This window comes from Inhella inkyongensis (assembly GCF_005952805.1).
Lineage (GTDB): Bacteria > Pseudomonadota > Gammaproteobacteria > Burkholderiales > Burkholderiaceae_C > Inhella > Inhella inkyongensis.
In genome coordinates this window covers 2,920,601-2,938,133 of record NZ_CP040709.1, presented here as the reverse complement: position 1 = coordinate 2,938,133, position 17,533 = coordinate 2,920,601, and the positions used below count along the sequence as shown (strand labels likewise).

Sequence of the window (17,533 nt, the reverse complement as noted above, 5' to 3'; positions counted from 1 at the left end):
CCAAGGGCCGGCTAATATGCCGGCCCTTTTTGTTTGCACCGCCTTCGCGGAGATTTGCCATGTCCATGGACGTTGTTGACTACGAAATCAAGGGCGCAGAGATGCAGTTCGTCGAGGTCGAGCTCGACCCCGGCGAGGCCGCCATTGGTGAGGCCGGCTCGCTGATGTTCATGGACGCCGGCATCGGCATGGATGCGGTGTTTGGCGATGGTCGTGCCCAGAACCAGGGCTTCTTCGGCAAGCTGATCGGCGCGGGCAAGCGCCTGATCACCGGCGAATCGTTGTTCACCACGGTCTACACCAACCAAGGTACGGGCAAGCAGCGCGTGGCCTTTGCCGCTCCCTATCCGGGCAAGATCATTGCCATGGATCTCGCCAAGATGGGCGGCATGGTGATCTGCCAGAAGGACAGCTTCCTGTGCGCGGCGCGCGGCGTGCAGATCGGCCTGCACTTCCAGCAAAAGCTCAGCGTCGGCTTCTTCGGCGGCGAGGGCTTCATCATGCAGAAGCTCGAAGGCAATGGCCTGGCCTTTGTGCATTCGGGCGGCACGGTGGTCAAGCGCACGCTGCAGCCGGGCGAGACCCTGCTGGTGGACACCGGCTGCTTGGTGGCGCACACGCCCAATGTGAACTTCGAGATTCAGTACGTCGGCAAGATCAAGACGGCGCTGTTTGGCGGTGAGGGCCTGTTCTTGGCCAAGCTGACCGGCCCGGGCGATGTCTGGCTGCAAAGCCTGCCGTTCTCGCGCCTGGCCTCGCGCATCTTCGCGGCCGCGCCGCAGATGGGCGGCAGCCGTGAAGAGGGTTCGGTGCTGGGCGGCTTCGGTGCCGGCGGCCTGCTCGGGGGCGTGCTCGGCGGCGACGACGAGTAATCGATCCTTTGCGATGAAAGAAGGGGCCCGGGAGGCCCCGTCCTGATGCGTGCTTTGAAGTGTGCGGCGGCCTTGAGCCTGCTGATGGCCTGGGGCCTTGGCTTTGCGTCCGCGCCGCCGGTGTTCGTGTTGAATTCACTCGATGCCACGGTGTCCGTGATCGACCGTGCGCCGTGGCGCGAGCGCCGTCGCATTCCGGTCGGCAAGGAGCCGCATCACCTCTACCTGAGTCCGGACGAGAAGAGTCTGGTGGTGGGCAATGCACGCGCCGACAGCCTGACCTTCATCGACCCACGCACGGCCGAGGTGCAGCGGGTGCTGGGCGGGATTGCCGACCCCTATCACCTGCGCTTCTCGCCCGATATGCGCTGGTTCGTGACGGCGGCCAACCGGCTCGATCACCTCGACATCTACCGCTGGAAGGGGCTGGAGGCTGAGCAGCCGCTGGAGTTGGTGCGCCGCATCCCCGCCGGCAAGACACCCAGCCATCTCTTCATCGACGACGCCAGCCGGCGCCTCTACGCCACGATGCAGGAGAGCGATGAACTGATGGCCGTGGAACTGGCCACCCAGCGCGTGCTGTGGCGGGTGCCGGTGGGCAAGACGCCGGCCGATCTCTATCTCACGCCCGATGAGCGCCACCTGCTGGTGGCCTTGACCGGCGACCGCTTTGTGCAGATCTGGGCCCTGCGCGGCGATCAGCCGCCGCAATACGCTGGCCGCTTCCATGTGGGCGCGGGGGCCCACTCCTTCCGCGCGGTGGGCGATGGCCGCCATGTGCTGGTCAGCAACCGGGCGGGCAACAGCATCTCGACGCTGGACTTTGTGGGCTGGAAGCTGGGGCCCAACTACCCCGGACCCAGCGGACCGGATGACATGGATCTGCTGAACGACGGCCGCACCCTGCTGATGACCTCGCGTTGGGCCGGCAGGCTCAGCGTGGTGGACCGCGAGCAGCGCCGCGTGGTGGCCCAGGTGCGTGTGGGCCGCTCTCCGCATGGGGTCTGGGCCCTGGATCATCAGCCACGGCGATGAACTGGCGGGCCGCTCCTGCGCGGGTGTTGGGCATGGTGCTCGGCCTGGTGCTCGCCACGGTGCAGGGCGCCTGGGGCCAGTGCAGCAAGACCGTCTACCTGAGCTTTGACACCGGCCACATGGGCGTGGCCCTGGCCGTGGCGGCGGCCCTCGATCGGCAGCAGATTCCGGCCAGTTTTTTCTTGGCCGCCGAACCGACCCTGGATGGCGGTCACAGCCTGGATGCGCAGTGGGCGCCCTACTGGCGCACGCTGTCGGCAAGCGGCCGGCATGACTTCGGCTCGCACACCTGGGCGCACGACATCTGGGAGGCTGATTTGCCAAACGGCGCGATGCGCTTTCGCATGCAGGCCGGTCGGCAGGCGCCGCGCTGGCGTGAACTGGATGGCCCAGCCTACTGCGCTGAGTTGGAGCGTGTGGCCGTGCGCTTCCGTGAGATGACCGGCCAGACTCTTTCGCGCATTTACCGCGCCCCAGCCGGTCGCACTTCGCCTCGCCTGTTGGCAGCCACGAAAGCCTGCGCTTGGCACCATGTGGGCTGGGACCTCGCCCTGGGCGACGACTGGCCCAGCAGCCGTGCCAGCAACCCCCAACTCTTGCAGCGTGCGCTGAAGGGCGCCCGGGATGGCGACATTTTGTTGGCCCATCTGGGCATCTGGAGCCGGCAGCCCGCGCTGCTGCCCGAGTTGCTGGCCCCCCTGCTTGACGGACTCAAGGCCAAAGGGTTTTGCTTTGGGCGCCTGCGCGAACATCCGCAGCATGCGGCAGCCTTCCGATGATGGATACCTTGATCGAGTGGTTCCAGGGCGCGCAGGCTGCGCTGTTTGAGGCCTGCGTGATGCCGCTGCTGCAAGGCTTGGGACTGGCCGCGTGGGCGGCTGATGCCTTTAATGGCACGGCTTGGCTCCTGGCGGGTTTACTGCAGTTGGCCTTCATCGCGCTGGGCCTGGGCGCGCTGGAGCGCTGGCGACCCGTCGAGCACTGGCCCGACGCGCGCGCAACAAGGGTGGACTTGATCTATACGCTGATCCAGCGCCTGGGCCTGATGCGTTTGGCCCTGTTCTTCACACTGGATCCCGCGGTGGATGCCTTGGCCGCTCAGGGGCGGCTCTGGGGCTGGCAGCCCTGGCACCTGGACGGCTTGTGGCCGGGCGTGAGCGACCAGCCCTGGCTGGCCTTTGCGCTTTATCTGCTGGTGTTTGATTTCGCCGGCTACTGGCTGCACCGGGCCCAACACGCCTGGGAGCCCTGGTGGGCCTTGCATGCGCTGCACCACAGCCAGCGTCAGATGGGCCGCTGGGCCGATAACCGCAACCACTTTCTGGACGATGGGCTCGGAGCCGCCGCCTTTGCGCTGCTGGGCCTATTGCTCGGCACCGAGCCGGCGCAGTTCATGGCCATCACACTGATCACGCAGACCTTTGAGAGCCTGCAGCACGCCAATGTGCGTCTGCACTTCGGGCCGCTGGAGCGGCTGTGGGTCAGTCCACGCTTCCATCGCCAGCACCACGCCATCGGTTTGGGCCATGAGTCGGCCGGACCGGGTAGCTTGGGCGGTCACAACTTCGGCGTGTTGTTGCCCTGGTGGGATCAGCTCTTTGGCACCGCCCACTTCGGCCCCACAACCCCGCCCACCGGCATTCGCGATCAGCTGCCCGAGGGCGGCGCACGCGACTACGGGGCGGGGCTTTGGAACCAGCAGGCCTTGGGCCTGCGTCGACTCTGGCAAGCTCTGCACCGATGAAGCCCCTCAATCCCTCAGCTCCTCCTGTTCAGGTTCTCAGCCAAGTTCTGGACGCCGGCTGGCGCGCCGCCGCCTATTGCCTGCACCCACGGGTGATTGGCTGGTCCTTGCTGCCGCTGCTGTTGGCGGCGGGTCTGAGCTTTGGCCTGCTGTGGTGGCTGTGGGAGCCCGCCGTCACGGCGGTGCGTGGGCAGATGGAGAGCTGGCTGATCGTGGATGCCCTGCTGCGCTGGCTCGATGGCCTGGGGGCCAGTGGCTTTCGCTCCGTGTTGGCGCCCTTGATCGTGGTGGCCATCAGCCTGCCCCTGGTGATGGCCCTGTCCCTGCTGCTGGTAGCGGCGCTGATGACGCCGGCCCTGACCCGCCTGGTGGCCGAGCGCCGCTTTGCCATTCTGGAGCGCAAGCGCGGGGGCAGCCTCTTGGGCGGGCTGGCCTGGGGCTTGGGCTCGACCTTGTTGGCCCTGATGGGCCTGCTGGTTTCCATGCCCTTTTGGCTGATCCCGCCGGTGGTGCTGGTGCTGCCGCCTTTGATCTGGGGCTGGCTCAGCTACCGCGTGTTTGCCTATGACGTGCTGGCCGAGCACGCCAGCGTGGATGAGCGCCGCGCCCTGCTGCGCCAGCAGCGTTGGCCGCTGCTGGGCATCGGTGTGGTGTGTGGCTATCTGGGCGCCGCGCCCTCGCTGATCTTTGCCTTTGGGGCGCTCAACCTGATCATGGCGCCGCTCTTGATGCCCATCGCGATCTGGCTCTACATGCTGGTGTTCGCCTTCGCGGCGCTGTGGTTCGCGCACTTCAGCCTGGGCGCCCTGGCCCAGATGCGCGGGCAGCCGCTCGAGGCGTCGGTGCGCGACCTGGGCGAGCCCCAGCTGCCCTTGATGTGAGAGGCCTGCGATGCGCTTTGGATTGATCGTGTTTGGCGACGAGCTGCTCTCGGGTAAGCGCCAGGACGCCCATGTGCCCAAGTTGATCGAGCTGCTGGCCGCGCGCGGTCTGGAGCTGGACTGGGCCCGCTATGTGCGCGATGGCCTGCAGGCCCAAGCCGCGGCCTTGCGTGCCGCCTGGGCCTCGGGCGACGCGGTGTTCTGCTGCGGTGGCATTGGGGCCACGCCGGACGACCACACTCGCCAGGCCGCCGCCCTGGCCTTGGGGGTGGCGCTGCAACCCCACCCCGAAGCCCAGGCCCTGATTCGCGCCCGTGCGGCCGAGATGGCGGCCGAGAAGGGCGAACCGGCTCCCGATGACGCGCATCCGGACATGCGCCGGCGCCTGGAGATGGGCGTGTTTCCGGCCGGCAGCACGTTGATTCCCAATCCCTACAACCGCATCGCGGGTTTCAGCCTCGGCCGTCTGCACTTCGTGCCCGGCTTTCCGGTGATGGCCCATCCGATGATGGCTTGGGTGCTGGATCAGCACTACGCGCATCTGCATCGCCCCGTGGGCGTGGCCGAGCGCAGCTGCATCGTCCAGAACGCCTTCGAGGCCCAGCTGACGCCGCTGATGGAGGACATCGAGGCGCGCTTTGCGCCCGTCAAGGTGTTCAGCCTGCCCAGCGTGGACCATCCGCAGTGGGGGCGCTGCATTGAACTCGGCGTGAAGGCCGCGCGCGATGACGTCCAGTTGCTGGCGGCCTACCAGGCCCTGCGCCAAGGCCTGATCCAATTTGGTGCATCCATCAGCACCGAAATGGTGCGCTGACCCGTGTTCGCCCCGCCCTGGGGCGCGGTGCCCGGGGGCGGCCGGCCCATAATTCGCGGCCGTCGCCATGCCAGCAGGCGGCTTCACGCCGCTGGCATGAACACTGCTTAGATTGGAGACTCGCAGCGCCCCCGGCGCGCGAACCCCACAACCCGCCCCGCATTGTTTGGAGAGTTTGGATGGCCACCAAGACCGTTGCCGATGTGATCAAGATGGTGAAGGAGAACGAGGTCAAGTTCGTTGACTTCCGTTTCACCGATACCCGTGGCAAGGAACAGCATGTGTCCGTGCCGGTGTCGCACTTCGATGAGGACAAGTTCACCAGCGGCCATGCCTTTGACGGCTCGTCGATCGCCGGCTGGAAGGGCATTGAGGCCAGCGACATGCTGTTGATGCCGGACCCCAACACCGCCAACATCGATCCCTTCTTCGAAGAGCCGACCCTGATCCTGAGCTGCGACGTGATCGAGCCGGGTGATGGCAAGGCCTATGAGCGCGACCCGCGTTCGCTGGCCAAGCGCGCCGAGGCCTACTTGAAGAGCAGCGGCCTGGGCGACACCGCCTTCTTCGGTCCCGAGCCCGAGTTCTTCATCTTTGACCAGGTGCAGTGGAACGTCGACATGTCGGGCTGCTTCGTCAAGATCGGCTCGGAAGAGGCGCCCTGGAGCAGCGGCGCCAACTTCGAAGGCGGCAATATGGGCCACCGTCCGGGCGTCAAGGGCGGCTACTTCCCCGTGCCCCCGGTCGACCAGTTCCAGGACATGCGCTCGGAGATGTGCCTGATCCTCGAACAGCTGGGTATCCCGGTTGAAGTGCACCACCATGAGGTGGCCGGCCAGGGCCAGAACGAGATCGGCACCAAGTTCAGCACCCTGGTGCAGCGCGCCGACTGGCTGCAGCTGCAGAAGTACGTGATCCACAACGTCGCCCACGCCTACGGCAAGACCGCGACCTTCATGCCCAAGCCCGTGGTCGGTGACAACGGCAGCGGCATGCACGTGCACCAGTCGATCTGGAAGGACGGCAAGAACCTGTTCGCCGGCGACGGCTACGGCGGCCTGTCCGAGTTCGCGCTGTACTACATCGGCGGCATCATCAAGCACGCCCGTGCGCTGAACGCCATCACCAACCCCGGCACCAACAGCTACAAGCGCCTGGTGCCCGGCTTTGAAGCCCCGGTGAAGCTGGCCTACTCGGCGCGCAACCGTTCGGCCTCGATCCGCATCCCCTTCGTGGCCAACCCCAAGGGCCGTCGCATCGAAGCGCGCTTCCCCGATCCCCTGATGAACCCCTACCTGGGCTTCTCGGCGCTGATGATGGCCGGCCTGGACGGCGTGGAGAACAAGATCCACCCGGGCGAAGCCGCCACCAAGGACCTGTACCACCTGCCGCCGGAAGAAGACGCGAAGATCCCGACCGTCTGCCACAGCCTGGATCAGGCCCTGGAGTATCTGGACAAGGACCGTGCCTTCCTGACCAAGGGTGGCGTGTTCACCGACAGCTTCATCGATGCCTACATCGATCTGAAGATGACCGAGGTGACCAAGTTCCGCATGACCACGCATCCGCTGGAATTCGACATGTACTACTCGCTGTAATCCGAATCTTCGGATGCTGCGTGAAGGGGGCAGGACGACATCGTCCGGCCCCTTTTTTCTTCCTCCGCCACAATGCGCCGCATGAAACCCTTGTTTGCCCTGTTGCTGCTCAGTGGTGCCGCCCAGGCCCAGTCCGTCGTGTACCGCTGTCCCGGCCCGCCGGTGCTCTACACCGATGCGATGAGCGCCAAGGAGGCCCAAGAGAAGGGTTGCAAGTCCATCGAGGGGGCGCCCGTGTCGGTGCTGCAAGGGCCGCGCCCCAAGGCGGCTGCGGCAGCGGCAGAGCGGCGGCCCGAGGCGGCGCGCGCCGATCCAGGGCGCGACAAGGTGGACCCGGACCTGCAAAAAGCGCGCGACAGCGATCGCCGCAAGGTGCTGGAGAGCGAGCTGCGCGACGCCGAGGCCAAGCTGGATGCGCTCAAGCGTGAGTACAACGGCGGTGAGCCCGAGCGTCGCGGGGATGAGCGCAACTTCGCCAAGTACCAGGAGCGGGTGAACGAGCTCAAGGCCGCCATCACCCGCCAAGAGGCCGATCTGCAGGCCCTGCGGCGCGAGATCTCCAAGCTCTGAGCAGGGTTTGAGCGCCTACGCGCCCTTCGATTTGCTGGCCACTTTGGTGGCCGTGGTCCGCCCCGACGGCCAGGTGCTGCATGCCAATGCCGCTTTCGAGGACCAGTTGCGGCTCTCGCGCCGCGCCGCGGCGCAGCGCAATCTGGGTGAGTGGTTTGTGGATGCCCGGCGCCTGCACGACACCTTGGCCGCCGTGCAGGGCAACGATTTCGCCAGTGCCCGCTTCGAGGCCCAGTTGCGGCGCGGCCCGCTGCCGCATGAAGACCTTTTCGATGTGCTGGTGCTGGTCAGCCAGACCGAGGAGGCGGACCGGCTGATCGTTGAGATGGTGGAAGCCACGCAGCAGGCGCGTCATGAGCGCGAGGAGCGCTCGCTCGGTCAGGTGCGCTCCAGCAAGGACCTGGTGCGCAATCTGGCGCATGAGATCAAGAACCCGCTGGGTGGCCTGCTCGGGGCGGCCCAGCTGCTGGCGCTGGAGCTGGGGCCGGGCAGTGAGCTGTTGGAGTACACCGAGGTCATCGTGCACGAGGCCGACCGCCTCCAAATCCTGGTGGACCGGCTGCTGGCCCCGCACCGTCGGGCGAACGAGGTGGGGGATGTGAATATTCACGAGGTCTGCGAGCGGGTGCGCTCGCTGGTGCTGGTGGAGCATCCCCAGGGCCTGACGATCCGACGCGACTACGACACCTCTTTGCCCGAGTTCCGGGGCGACCGCGAGCAGCTCATCCAGGCTCTGCTCAATCTGGTGCAGAACGCGGCGCAGGCCTTGGCGCCGCAGATCGAACGCGGCGAAGCTCAGATCGTTCTGCGCACCCGGGTGGCGCGCCAGGTCACCCTGGGCAAGCAGCGTTGGCGCCTGGCACTCGAATTGCATGTGGAAGACAACGGCCCGGGCGTGCCGGCCGAGATTCGGGATCGTCTGTTCTTTCCCCTGGTGACGGGGCGCGAGGGCGGCACCGGGCTTGGCCTGCACTTGGCGCAGACCATCGTGCAGGCGCATCAGGGCCTGATCGATTGCGACAACCAACCCGGGCGCACTGACTTCCGTATCACGCTGCCATTGCCATAACGCTTGCCATGAACCCCATCTGGGTCGTCGATGACGATCACTCGATTCGCTTTGTGCTGGAAAAGTCCCTGGCCCGCGAGGGACTCGTGGTGCGCAGCTTCGCCAGCACCCGCGAGGTGCGTGCGGCGCTCAGCGAGGGCGATCGCCCGCAGCTGCTCATCAGCGACATCCGCATGCCGGGCGGCTCGGGCCTGGACCTGCTGGCGGAGATCAAGGCCCAGCACCCCGGCCTGCCAGTCATCGTGATGACGGCGTACTCCGACCTGGACAGTGCGGTCTCAGCCTTCCAGGGCGGGGCCTTTGACTACCTGGCCAAGCCGTTTGATTTGCAAAAGGCGGTGGAGCTGGTGCAGCGCGCGCTGGAACAGGGCCGCAGCGAGGCCGCGGCTCAAGAGGCGCAGGAGCAGGCCCCCGAGATGCTGGGCCAAGCGCCCGCGATGCAAGAGCTGTTTCGCGCCATCGGGCGTTTGAGCCAGAGTCAGGTCACGGTGCTGATCACCGGCGAGAGCGGTGCCGGTAAGGAGCTGGTGGCGCGCGCGCTGCACCGCCACAGCCCGCGCGCTGCCGGTCCCTTTGTGGCCATCAATACCGCGGCGATTCCCAAAGACTTGCTGGAGAGTGAACTCTTCGGTCACGAGCGCGGTGCCTTCACCGGCGCCCAGGCCCAGCGGCGCGGACGCTTCGAGCAGGCCGAGGGCGGCACGCTGTTTCTGGATGAGATCGGCGACATGCCGCTGGAGCTGCAGACCCGGCTGCTGCGGGTGCTGAGCGACGGTCACTACTACCGCGTGGGGGGCCACAGCCCCATCAAGTCCAAGGTGCGGGTGATCGCCGCCACCCACCAGGCTTTGGAGGCCCGGGTGCGCGAGGGCGCTTTCCGCGAGGATCTGTTCCATCGCCTGAATGTGATTCGCCTGCGCCTACCGCCCTTGCGCGAGCGGCGCGAGGATATTCCGCTGCTGGCGCGCGCCTTCCTGGCCAGCAGTGCGCAGGAGTTAGGCGTGGAGCCCAAGCGTCTGAGTGAGGCGGCGCTGGCGGCTTTGGTGGCCTTCGATTTCCCCGGCAACGTGCGTCAGCTGCAGAACCTCTGCCATTGGCTGTGCGTGATGGCCCCCAGCCAAGTGGTGGAGCCGCGCGATCTGCCGCCCGAGCTGCTGGCTGCGGCACCCAGCCTTGAGCCTGCTGCAGCCCCGCAGCCGCTGCCCAGGGCGGTAGCGCCGTCGCCGCCCGCGGCGGTAGGGGGCGCCGCCGACTGGCCGCAGGCCATGGCCTTGCAGGCGCGCGAGCTGCTTCAAGCCGGTGCGCCCGAGGTCTGGGATCAACTCAGCCGCCGCTTTGAGGCTACCCTGATCGAGACGGCCCTGGCCCACACCCAGGGCCGCCGGGTGGATGCAGCGCGCCAGCTTGGCATCGGGCGCAACACCATCACCCGCAAGATCCAGGAGCTGGGGCTGGACCCCGCCGAAGACTGAGTGCTGACATTTCTGCGAGCGGCCTTGTGCTGCGCGGCCATGCTGGCTGCTTCACCGCTGTGGGCTCAGCCGCTCGGCCGCCTGCAGCTTTTGGCCGGCGACGGACACCCAGGCTGGCGCGATGGCGCGGCCTACCAAGCGCGCTTTTCCGATCCTTTTGGCCTGGCCGTCGCGGCGGATGGCAGCCTGTGGGTGAGCGATGGCGGCGACACCAACCGCATCCGTCGGATTGCACCGGATGGGCGAGTCGGCAGCGTGCTGGGCTCTGGCCGCGAAGGCTTTCGCGATGGGGCGCCGACCGAAGCGCAGCTGCATACACCGAGCGGCCTGGCTTTTGATGGGCAGCAGCAGCTGCTGATCGCCGACACCGGCAACCAGCGCATTCGCCGGTTGGAGCGGGACGGTCAGCTGCGCACCCTGGCCGGCGATGGTCAAGTGGGCTGGCGCGATGGTCCCGCTGCGCAAGCGAGGTTTGACGGACCGATGGCCGTGGTGGCGGACGCGCAGGGCCGCGTCTATGTGGCGGACACCTACAACCATCGCATCCGCGTGATCGAGCAAGGGCGGGTTCGCACCCTGGCCGGGGCGGGCCAACCGGGTGAGGCGGATGGGGTGGGTGAGCGTGCCAGCTTCGATCACCCGCTTGGGCTGGCGCTGGATGCGACGGCCGGCTTGCTCTACGTGGCGGACGCCCGCAACCATGCGATCAGGCGCATTCATCTGGCCAGTGCCGAGGTGCAGACCCTGGCCAAGTCGGACCCGCGCGACGAAGAGGCGATGCTGCGCCGTCCCATCGCGTTGGCGTTGGATCGCGAAGGTCGTTTGCTGGTGACTACCCTGGCCCGTGGCCGACTGTTGCGTTGCGCCACGCCGCGCGGCGTGTGCACGGATTGGGAGGAACTGAGCGGCCCGCCCGAGGCGAGGCTGGCGCGCCCGAGCGGGCTGGCGGTGGATGCCCAGTCCCGCATCCTGGTGGCGGACGCGGCGAGCTATCGCGTGCATCGATGGGTGCCTGGCAGTGTGGGCGGTCCGATGGGTCCTGCGCAGGATCGGAACCTGCCCGATACCCAGGGCCGCTGGCCGCTGGATCCGCAGTTGCGGGCGCACGAGGTGGTGGGCACGATCGGCGAAGTGCGGGCGCGCCGCAGATCGCCGGCGGTGGATCGTCACCATCTGCATGCGGGTCTGGATGTGCAGGCCGACCCCGGGCGGCTGGTGCGGGCCATCGCCTCGGCCAAGGTCAGCAGCCCGCTGGCGGCTTGGTCCTTTGGCGAGCTTGGGGAGGGCTTAAGCCTCGGTGAGCTGGCCTATATCCACATGAAAGTGGGGCGCAAGGCCGGCAACGCGAGCCTGGATCCGCAGCGCTTTGTGGTGCGCAAGGATGCACGGGGCCGGGCCGATCACTTGCTGGTGCGGCGCGGCACGCGTTTCAAGGCGGGCGAGGTGCTGGGCACAGTCAATGCGATGGCCCATGTCCATCTGGAGCTGGGCCCCAGCGCCTACGCCCGTGACCCTTTGCAATTGGGTTTTGCCGGCTTTAGCGACCGCCAGATGCCGCGTATCGAGGCGCTGGAACTGTTGGATGAGACGGGTAGGGCACTGCGGCCCAACTCACAGGGACTTGTGCCTTGGGATGGCCGCCCGCTGCGCGTGGTGGTGGAGGCCTGGGATCAAGTGGATGGCAATTTGCCGCGCCGTCGCCTGGGCGTGCAGCGCCTTAGCTGGCAGCTGCTGAATGCTGCCGGACAGCCGCTGCCGGGTTTTGAGGCGCCGCAGCTGCGTCAGGACTACCGCAGCCTGCCGCAGGATGCCGAACCGACACCGATCGCGTTTGCGCCCGGCAGCGGCATCCAGGTGCAGGGCGCGCAGCACACGCGTATGCGCTATGAGATCAGCAATCGTGTGCGCGATGGCCGCGCCTTGATGGAGCGACTGGAGGGCCATCGTCTTGCGCCGGGTCGCTATCGGCTTAGGGTTCTTGTGCAGGATGCGGCGGGCAATTCCGCCAGCGCGAGCGTGGACTTGCTGCGCTAGTTCTTGGTCAACCAGACTTCCAGGCCCTGGGCATTGAGCTCGAGGTCCAGCGCCAGGAGCTCCGTCATCTGGGCCTGGCTGAGCGTTGAGCCGTGGGCGCGCAGGCTGGTGGCATAGAGATCCAACAGGCCCTGTTTGATGCGTTCGTGTCGCTCGGCCTGAGCCTGGCGCGCCACGCGCACCATGCCGTCGATCAGCTCGTTCAGCAGGGCCGCCAGCCGTGCCACCTCGCGCACGCGGCCGTAATGGGTCAGGTAGAGGCACTCGGGCTCGGTGGCCAGCATGCGGGCGATCGAGGCCTTCATGGCCTCGGGCTCGAACTGCACCGGGGTGCTGGTGGGCAGGGCCCAGGCCTGGCCGGCGATGTCCAGCTCGCGGTAGCTCAGGCCGAAGGTATCGCCAGTGAACCAGCCCCGACTGCGCGCGTCCCAGATGCAGTGGTGGTGCTTGGCGTGACCTGGGGTGTCGATGAGGCGCAGCGGTCGCCCCGCCAGTTCCAACACCATCTCATCGCTGCTGGCGCGTGCCCGTGCGGCGGGCACTGGCACCAGCTCACCATAGCTGCGGGCCATTTCTTCGGGCCCATAGACGGCGGTGGCGCTGGCCCAGAGCTGGGTCGGGTCGACCAAATGGCGCAGCCCGCGTGGGTGGCAGATGAGGGTGGCTTGTGGCAGCGATTGCATCAGCAGGCCGACACCGCCGGCGTGATCCAGATGCACATGGGTGGGGATCACATAGTCCACCGCTGTGCGCGGCAGGCCCAAGGCGTCCAGCGCTTCCAGCAGACGGGGCACCGAGAAATTGGTGCCGGTGTCGATGAAGGCGGCGCGGCCCTGTTCGACGATCAGGTAGGCGGCATCGAAACGCGGGCGGGTGAAGCCGGTGTCAATGGCAAAGATGCCATGGCCGAGGTCCTCGCTGTGGTCTGGAAGAATGGCGGAATTCATCATCAGGGGCAGGGTAGCCGATGGCAGTGCGCGAGATTTTGCGGATGGGCGATGCGCGCCTGCTGCGCGTGGCGCAAAACGTGGTGACCTTCAATACCCCGGCGCTGCAAGAACTGGTGCAGGACCTGCGCGACACCATGGTGGCGGCCGGCGGTGCCGGGCTGGCCGCGCCGCAAATCGGCGTGAATCTTCGCGTGGTGCTGTTTGGTTTTGGAAAGTTGGCACGTTACCCCGAGGCGGAGCCGGTGCCCGAAACGCTCCTGATCAACCCGGAGATCGAGGTGCTGGACCCCGAGCCTGAGGAAGGCTGGGAGGGGTGCCTGTCGGTGCCGGGCCTGCGTGGTGTGGTGGGGCGGGCGCGTTGCATCCGCTACCGGGGCCAAAGTCTTGACGGGACGTGGCTGGAGCGTGAAGTCAGTGGCTTTCACGCGCGGGTGGTTCAACACGAGTGCGATCACCTGGACGGCCAGTTATTTCCCATGCGGGTGCGTGACTTCCGTCGATTTGGCTTCACCGACGTCTTGTTCCCTGATTTGTAAAGCCCGTCCACCAAACCCGGGGTGGCGGCGTTACGCGTCCACCCCCAAGAGGAATCCAAGGAGAGGGCCACGTGAAAACCAAGCCATTGCCCACCCCCCTGCGGAATTGGTGGGGCCTGCAGGCCCTGCTGTTGCTGCTGCTCACCCTGCTGGCCTTGCCGACCTTTGCCGATCCACCCACCCGGGTGGCACGCGTGGCCGAGTTGAGCGGTCAGGCCTGGTGGTTTGATGCCGATGAGCGCGAGTGGCAGCCGTTGGTGCGCAACCAAAGCCTGGCCGAGGGTGACCGACTGCGGGTGGACGAACACGCGCGAGTCGGGCTGCGCATTGGCTCCAGTGCCTTGTGGTTGAACGAGCGCGCTCAAGTGGAGCTGTTGCGTTTGGACGAGGAGCGCATCGATCTGGCCCTCGATCGGGGTGCGCTGGCGCTGCGTTGGGTGACCACCGAGGCGGCCCGCGAGGCGGTGGTGCGCACGCAAGAGGGTCAGTTCCGCTTCGACGGCGTGGGGGCCTACCGCATTGATCAGTTGAGTACTGCCAGCCGTGCCCAGGCCTTTGAGGGCCGGATGCGTTTCGAGGGTCGCGGCCGGGGGGATGCGCCCGTCTGGGCCGATGCGCCCGAGCAGATCGAAGTCTGGTGGGATGGCGGCCCGCGCGCCGAGCGCAGCCGCCTGCTGCGTCACGATGGGTTTGGCCAGTGGTTGGTGGCGGACCTGGGCTTTGGCCGCGGTGACGACCGCTTTGCGCGTCTCGATCGTCCGGCCTACCGCTATGTCTCGCCCGAACTGACCGGGGCCGATGAGCTCGACGACCATGGTCGCTGGGATCACAGCGCCGACTACGGCGCGATCTGGATTCCGACCCGAATTGCGGTCGATTGGGCGCCCTATCGCCATGGGCGTTGGACCTGGAGCCGTCACTGGGGCTGGACCTGGGTGGATGACCTGCCCTGGGGCTACGCGACCTCGCACTATGGCCGTTGGGTGCATTGGCGCGGTCGCTGGTGCTGGAGCCCGGGCCAACGGGTGCTCCGCCCGGTCTTTGCACCGGCGTTGGTGGCCTGGGTAGGCGGCGGCTCAGTGCAAGTGGGCGTGAACATTGGCAGCCGATGGGTGCCGCCGGTGGCCTGGGTGCCGCTGGCACCGCGCGAGGTGTTTGTGCCCTGGTACCGCCACAGCCCGACATACTTGCAGCGCATCAATACCGAGCCGGTACACACCGTGCGCCGTCCGGCTGAGCCGAATGGGGGCATGGGCCCTCACTACACGCACCAGAACCGTCAGGTGCCGGGTGCCATCAGTAGCCTGATGGTCGAGGCCGGGCAGCGGGCTGCGCGACCCATGCCCGTGCGTGATGAGCAGGTGCTGCGGGAGTTGAAGCCCATCCCCTATGGCCCGGCGCGTGTTGATGGATTGCCGGTCCGCGCTGCGCAGAGTCTTGAAGAGGGGCCGAGCCGCCGCGCAGGTGGTGGATTGGTCCGGTCTGCGGGCGAAGCCCCCATGCCCCAGCGTGGGCCTGAGCCTGTCATGCCCTTGAGGGCCGAGCCGCGTGAGGATGCGCGTGAGGTCTTGCGTCAGCCCCTGCCGCAGCGACGCGAAGAGCTCTCGCGCACGGAGCCGGGCGAGCGGCGGGAAGAGCCGCGCACCCAATCCGGCCTGCCGCAACGGGAGTCGGTCTGGCCGCGTCGCGAACTGCAGCGCGAAGAGGTGCGCGAGGAGCGTGAGCGCGTCGAGGCCCGTGAGGAGCGCCTGCCCCGCCGCTTTGAGCCCGCACCCATTCAGCGTGCAGAGCCGTCGAGGCCCGAGCGCATCGAACGAGTGGAACGATTCGAGCGACCGGAGCGTCCGGAGCGCCGCGAGGAGCCCCGCTTCGAGCCGCGCCAGGAAGTGCGTCCCGAGCGCCGTGAGGAGCCCCGTCGCCCCGAAGTCCAGATGCCGCAGCGTCCGCAGCGCAGCGAGCCCGAGGCGCCGCGCCGTCAGCCCGAAGGTCGCACGCGCGATAAGGACGAATCCCTGCCGCGGCGCGACAACCGCTGAGTCTTAAAGCATGGGCTTTAGCGCCGCCCACACGTTGTCCAGCATGACGGGGTGGGCGCGCGCCAGCGGGTGAATGCGGTCGGACTGGAACCAGGCGTCCGCATCGGGGCGGTCGGCCACGCCAGCCAGCAAGAAGGGGGTGAGCGCGGCGCGGTGCTCGCGCGCCACGTCGGCAAACAGTTGCGCGAACTCGCGTCCGTAGCGGGCACCGTAGTTGGGCGGCATCTGCATGCCGATCACCAAGGCCTTGGCCCGAGTGGCCTGCACGGCCTTGACCATGGCCGCCACATTGGCGCGGGTGTGGGCCAGGGGCATGCCGCGCAGCGCATCGTTGCCCCCCAATTCGATCAGCACATGGCTGGGGCGTTGTTGGCTCAGCACGGCAGGCAGGCGGCTCAAGCCTCCGCTGGTGGTGTCGCCGCTGATGCTGGCGTTGAACACGGTGTGGGGCAGGCCTTGCTCGCGCAGGCGCTGCTCCAACAAGGCCACCCAACCTTGCCCTCGACCAATGCCGTACTCGGCCGAAAGACTGTCGCCGAGCACCACGATATGGCGCCGAAGCCCTGCGCGGGGCTGGCCGATTGCGGCCCCGGCCAGCGCGGCCAGCAGCGCGCCGCTACAGTGCGCGACCCATTGCCGCCGTCCTGTCATGTCTGATCAAACCTTGGTTGAAGTGAAGGCCCTGAGCAAGCGCGTGCGCGATGCCAGTGGCGAGTTGACGATTCTGCATGAGCTGTCCTTTGCCCTGCAGGCGCGCACCTCGGTGGCCATCGTCGGCGCCTCGGGCTCGGGCAAGAGCACCCTGCTCGGCCTGCTGGCGGGGCTGGACAGCCCCAGCGGCGGGCAGGTTCTGATCGAGGGGCAAGACCTCTTTGCGCTGAATGAGGACGAGCGCGCCGCCATGCGTGCACGCCTGATGGGCTTTGTGTTCCAGAGCTTTCAGCTGATGCCCAATCTGACGGCGCTGGAAAACGTCATGCTGCCGCTGGAGCTGGCTGGCCAGCGCGATGCGGAAGGGCCGGCACGGGCCATGCTGGAGCGTGTCGGCCTGGGGCAGCGCCTGCGTCACCGCCCCCGCGTGCTGTCGGGCGGCGAACAGCAGCGGGTGGCCTTGGCGCGTGCCTTTGTCGTCAAGCCGCGCCTGCTGTTGGCGGATGAACCCACCGGTAGCCTGGACCATGCCACCGGCGCCCAGGTGATGGAGTTGATGTTCGAGCTCAATCGCGCCGAGGGCACCACCCTGGTGCTGGTGACGCACGACCCGCAAGTGGCCGCGCGTTGCGAGCGTCAACTCAAGATCGAGGCCGGGCGGCTCGTTCCCTGAGCCGGCGCCAGCGCTCGAGGCGGATCACGCCCCACCACAGCAAATACACCGTCAGGTAAGCTGCAGCGCCCAGCACCAGGGCGGCCAAGGGCATGCCCACCAGCCAGGCCGGCCCCATGGCCAACACCCAGGCGGATAGGGCGGGCCACCAGGTAGCCGGGGCGCTCCAGTCCAGGGCCAGCACGGCGGGCGCGGCGCCGGCCCCACCATCGCCCACCACCAGCCCGCCCAGCCACAGCGCCAAGCCCCAGATGGGCAACATCGTGAATGGGTTGGTCAGCCAGGTGGCTGCCACGGCGGCGGCCACATTGCAGCGAAACGCTAGCGCGCAGATGGCGGCCAGCACCATTTGCAGCGGCAGAGGGATCACCCCCACCGCCAGCCCAATGGCCACACCCCAGGCCACACGACGGCGATGGGCCACCCACAGCCAGGGCCGGGGTTGCAGGTACTGACCCAGCCAGCGCAGGCCTTGAATCTGGCTTAGGCGCTCCGGACTGGGGAGGATGCGGCGAGCGAAGCGGGTAGCGGGCACGGGAATTCTTTAGGCACAAAAAAGCCGCCGGCTGCGGGGGCAGCGGGCGGCTCGTCGCTCAGC

The 17,533-nt window shown here is 67.5% G+C and carries 17 protein-coding genes; 14 read left to right on the top strand and 3 right to left on the bottom strand.

Features of this window, described 5'->3' with window-relative positions; all coding sequences use genetic code 11:
* Positions 1-59: 59 nt before the first annotated feature.
* From FF090_RS13915 to FF090_RS13865, 11 genes are all read left to right on the top strand, one after another.
* Positions 60-872 (top strand): TIGR00266 family protein, encoded by an 813-nt coding sequence (locus FF090_RS13915; protein ID WP_138857288.1) that lies wholly within the window; start codon positions 60-62, stop codon positions 870-872.
* 45 nt (positions 873-917) lie between these two features.
* Complete coding sequence (locus tag FF090_RS13910) at positions 918-1,907, top strand: YncE family protein (protein WP_246071426.1); 990 nt, start codon at positions 918-920, stop codon at positions 1,905-1,907.
* Entirely contained in the window at positions 1,904-2,686 is a 783-nt protein-coding gene (locus FF090_RS13905) for a polysaccharide deacetylase family protein (protein WP_138857287.1), read from the top strand. Before FF090_RS13910 ends, FF090_RS13905 begins: the two co-directional genes overlap by 4 nt.
* Entirely contained in the window at positions 2,686-3,651 is a 966-nt protein-coding gene (locus FF090_RS13900; protein ID WP_138857286.1) for a sterol desaturase family protein, read from the top strand. The genes FF090_RS13905 and FF090_RS13900 overlap by 1 nt, the downstream gene beginning before the upstream one ends.
* A complete protein-coding gene (locus FF090_RS13895) occupies positions 3,648-4,532 on the top strand; it encodes an EI24 domain-containing protein (RefSeq protein ID WP_138857285.1) in 885 nt (294 codons plus the stop codon). The genes FF090_RS13900 and FF090_RS13895 overlap by 4 nt, the downstream gene beginning before the upstream one ends.
* Positions 4,533-4,542: 10 nt before the next feature.
* The gene (locus FF090_RS13890; RefSeq protein ID WP_138857284.1) at positions 4,543-5,346 is read left to right on the top strand and encodes a competence/damage-inducible protein A; all 804 of its coding nucleotides are present in this window, start codon (positions 4,543-4,545) and stop codon (positions 5,344-5,346) included.
* 179 nt (positions 5,347-5,525) lie between these two features.
* Positions 5,526-6,944: a type I glutamate--ammonia ligase gene (glnA, locus tag FF090_RS13885; RefSeq protein WP_138857283.1), complete on the top strand. Its 1,419-nt coding sequence runs from the start codon at positions 5,526-5,528 to the stop codon at positions 6,942-6,944.
* A gap of 81 nt (positions 6,945-7,025) precedes the next feature.
* Positions 7,026-7,514, top strand: a complete 489-nt coding sequence (locus FF090_RS13880) for a hypothetical protein (protein ID WP_138857282.1) — start codon at positions 7,026-7,028, stop codon at positions 7,512-7,514.
* Positions 7,515-7,521: 7 nt separating this feature from the next.
* Complete coding sequence (gene glnL / locus FF090_RS13875; protein WP_138857281.1) at positions 7,522-8,583, top strand: nitrogen regulation protein NR(II); 1,062 nt, start codon at positions 7,522-7,524, stop codon at positions 8,581-8,583.
* A gap of 8 nt (positions 8,584-8,591) precedes the next feature.
* Entirely contained in the window at positions 8,592-10,055 is a 1,464-nt protein-coding gene (gene ntrC / locus FF090_RS13870) for a nitrogen regulation protein NR(I) (RefSeq protein WP_138857280.1), read from the top strand.
* Positions 10,056-10,094: 39 nt separating this feature from the next.
* The gene (locus FF090_RS13865; RefSeq protein ID WP_217502988.1) at positions 10,095-12,089 is read left to right on the top strand and encodes a gluconolaconase; all 1,995 of its coding nucleotides are present in this window, start codon (positions 10,095-10,097) and stop codon (positions 12,087-12,089) included.
* Here FF090_RS13865 and FF090_RS13860 read toward each other — a convergent pair.
* A complete protein-coding gene (locus FF090_RS13860) occupies positions 12,086-13,036 on the bottom strand; it encodes an MBL fold metallo-hydrolase (RefSeq protein WP_138857279.1) in 951 nt (316 codons plus the stop codon). The genes FF090_RS13865 and FF090_RS13860 overlap by 4 nt on opposite strands.
* 20 nt (positions 13,037-13,056) lie before the next feature.
* Between FF090_RS13860 and FF090_RS13855 the strand changes: the two genes are divergently transcribed.
* Complete coding sequence (locus FF090_RS13855; RefSeq protein WP_138857278.1) at positions 13,057-13,575, top strand: peptide deformylase; 519 nt, start codon at positions 13,057-13,059, stop codon at positions 13,573-13,575.
* A gap of 71 nt (positions 13,576-13,646) precedes the next feature.
* Positions 13,647-15,611, top strand: a complete 1,965-nt coding sequence (locus tag FF090_RS13850; RefSeq protein WP_138857277.1) for a DUF6600 domain-containing protein — start codon at positions 13,647-13,649, stop codon at positions 15,609-15,611.
* 3 nt (positions 15,612-15,614) lie between these two features.
* Here the strand turns inward: FF090_RS13850 and FF090_RS13845 are convergent, their stop codons facing one another.
* Positions 15,615-16,262 (bottom strand): arylesterase, encoded by a 648-nt coding sequence (locus FF090_RS13845; protein ID WP_138857276.1) that lies wholly within the window; start codon positions 16,260-16,262, stop codon positions 15,615-15,617.
* On the opposite strand from FF090_RS13845, the gene FF090_RS13840 reads away from it, so the two are divergent.
* The gene (locus FF090_RS13840) at positions 16,261-16,935 is read left to right on the top strand and encodes an ABC transporter ATP-binding protein (RefSeq protein ID WP_138857275.1); all 675 of its coding nucleotides are present in this window, start codon (positions 16,261-16,263) and stop codon (positions 16,933-16,935) included. The two genes, FF090_RS13845 and FF090_RS13840, sit on opposite strands and share 2 nt — an antisense overlap.
* Here FF090_RS13840 and FF090_RS13835 read toward each other — a convergent pair.
* A complete protein-coding gene (locus FF090_RS13835; RefSeq protein ID WP_175423664.1) occupies positions 16,904-17,470 on the bottom strand; it encodes a DUF2062 domain-containing protein in 567 nt (188 codons plus the stop codon). The genes FF090_RS13840 and FF090_RS13835 overlap by 32 nt on opposite strands.
* Positions 17,471-17,533: the final 63 nt, after the last annotated feature.

What these genes read in the sequence shown, in the direction of transcription:
- FF090_RS13915 (WP_138857288.1), top strand. Translation starts at nt 60, where the DNA reads ATGTCCATGGACGTTGTTGACTACGAAATCAAGGGCGCAGAGATGCAG.
- FF090_RS13910 (WP_246071426.1), top strand. Translation starts at nt 918, where the DNA reads ATGCGTGCTTTGAAGTGTGCGGCGGCCTTGAGCCTGCTGATGGCCTGG.
- FF090_RS13905 (WP_138857287.1), top strand. Translation starts at nt 1,904, where the DNA reads ATGAACTGGCGGGCCGCTCCTGCGCGGGTGTTGGGCATGGTGCTCGGC.
- FF090_RS13900 (WP_138857286.1), top strand. Translation starts at nt 2,686, where the DNA reads ATGGATACCTTGATCGAGTGGTTCCAGGGCGCGCAGGCTGCGCTGTTT.
- FF090_RS13895 (WP_138857285.1), top strand. Translation starts at nt 3,648, where the DNA reads ATGAAGCCCCTCAATCCCTCAGCTCCTCCTGTTCAGGTTCTCAGCCAA.
- FF090_RS13890 (WP_138857284.1), top strand. Translation starts at nt 4,543, where the DNA reads ATGCGCTTTGGATTGATCGTGTTTGGCGACGAGCTGCTCTCGGGTAAG.
- glnA (WP_138857283.1), top strand. Translation starts at nt 5,526, where the DNA reads ATGGCCACCAAGACCGTTGCCGATGTGATCAAGATGGTGAAGGAGAAC.
- FF090_RS13880 (WP_138857282.1), top strand. Translation starts at nt 7,026, where the DNA reads ATGAAACCCTTGTTTGCCCTGTTGCTGCTCAGTGGTGCCGCCCAGGCC.
- ntrC (WP_138857280.1), top strand. Translation starts at nt 8,592, where the DNA reads ATGAACCCCATCTGGGTCGTCGATGACGATCACTCGATTCGCTTTGTG.
- FF090_RS13865 (WP_217502988.1), top strand. Translation starts at nt 10,095, where the DNA reads ATGCTGGCTGCTTCACCGCTGTGGGCTCAGCCGCTCGGCCGCCTGCAG.
- FF090_RS13860 (WP_138857279.1), bottom strand. Translation starts at nt 13,036, where the DNA reads ATGAATTCCGCCATTCTTCCAGACCACAGCGAGGACCTCGGCCATGGC.
- FF090_RS13855 (WP_138857278.1), top strand. Translation starts at nt 13,057, where the DNA reads ATGGCAGTGCGCGAGATTTTGCGGATGGGCGATGCGCGCCTGCTGCGC.
- FF090_RS13840 (WP_138857275.1), top strand. Translation starts at nt 16,261, where the DNA reads ATGTCTGATCAAACCTTGGTTGAAGTGAAGGCCCTGAGCAAGCGCGTG.
- FF090_RS13845 (WP_138857276.1), bottom strand. Translation starts at nt 16,262, where the DNA reads ATGACAGGACGGCGGCAATGGGTCGCGCACTGTAGCGGCGCGCTGCTG.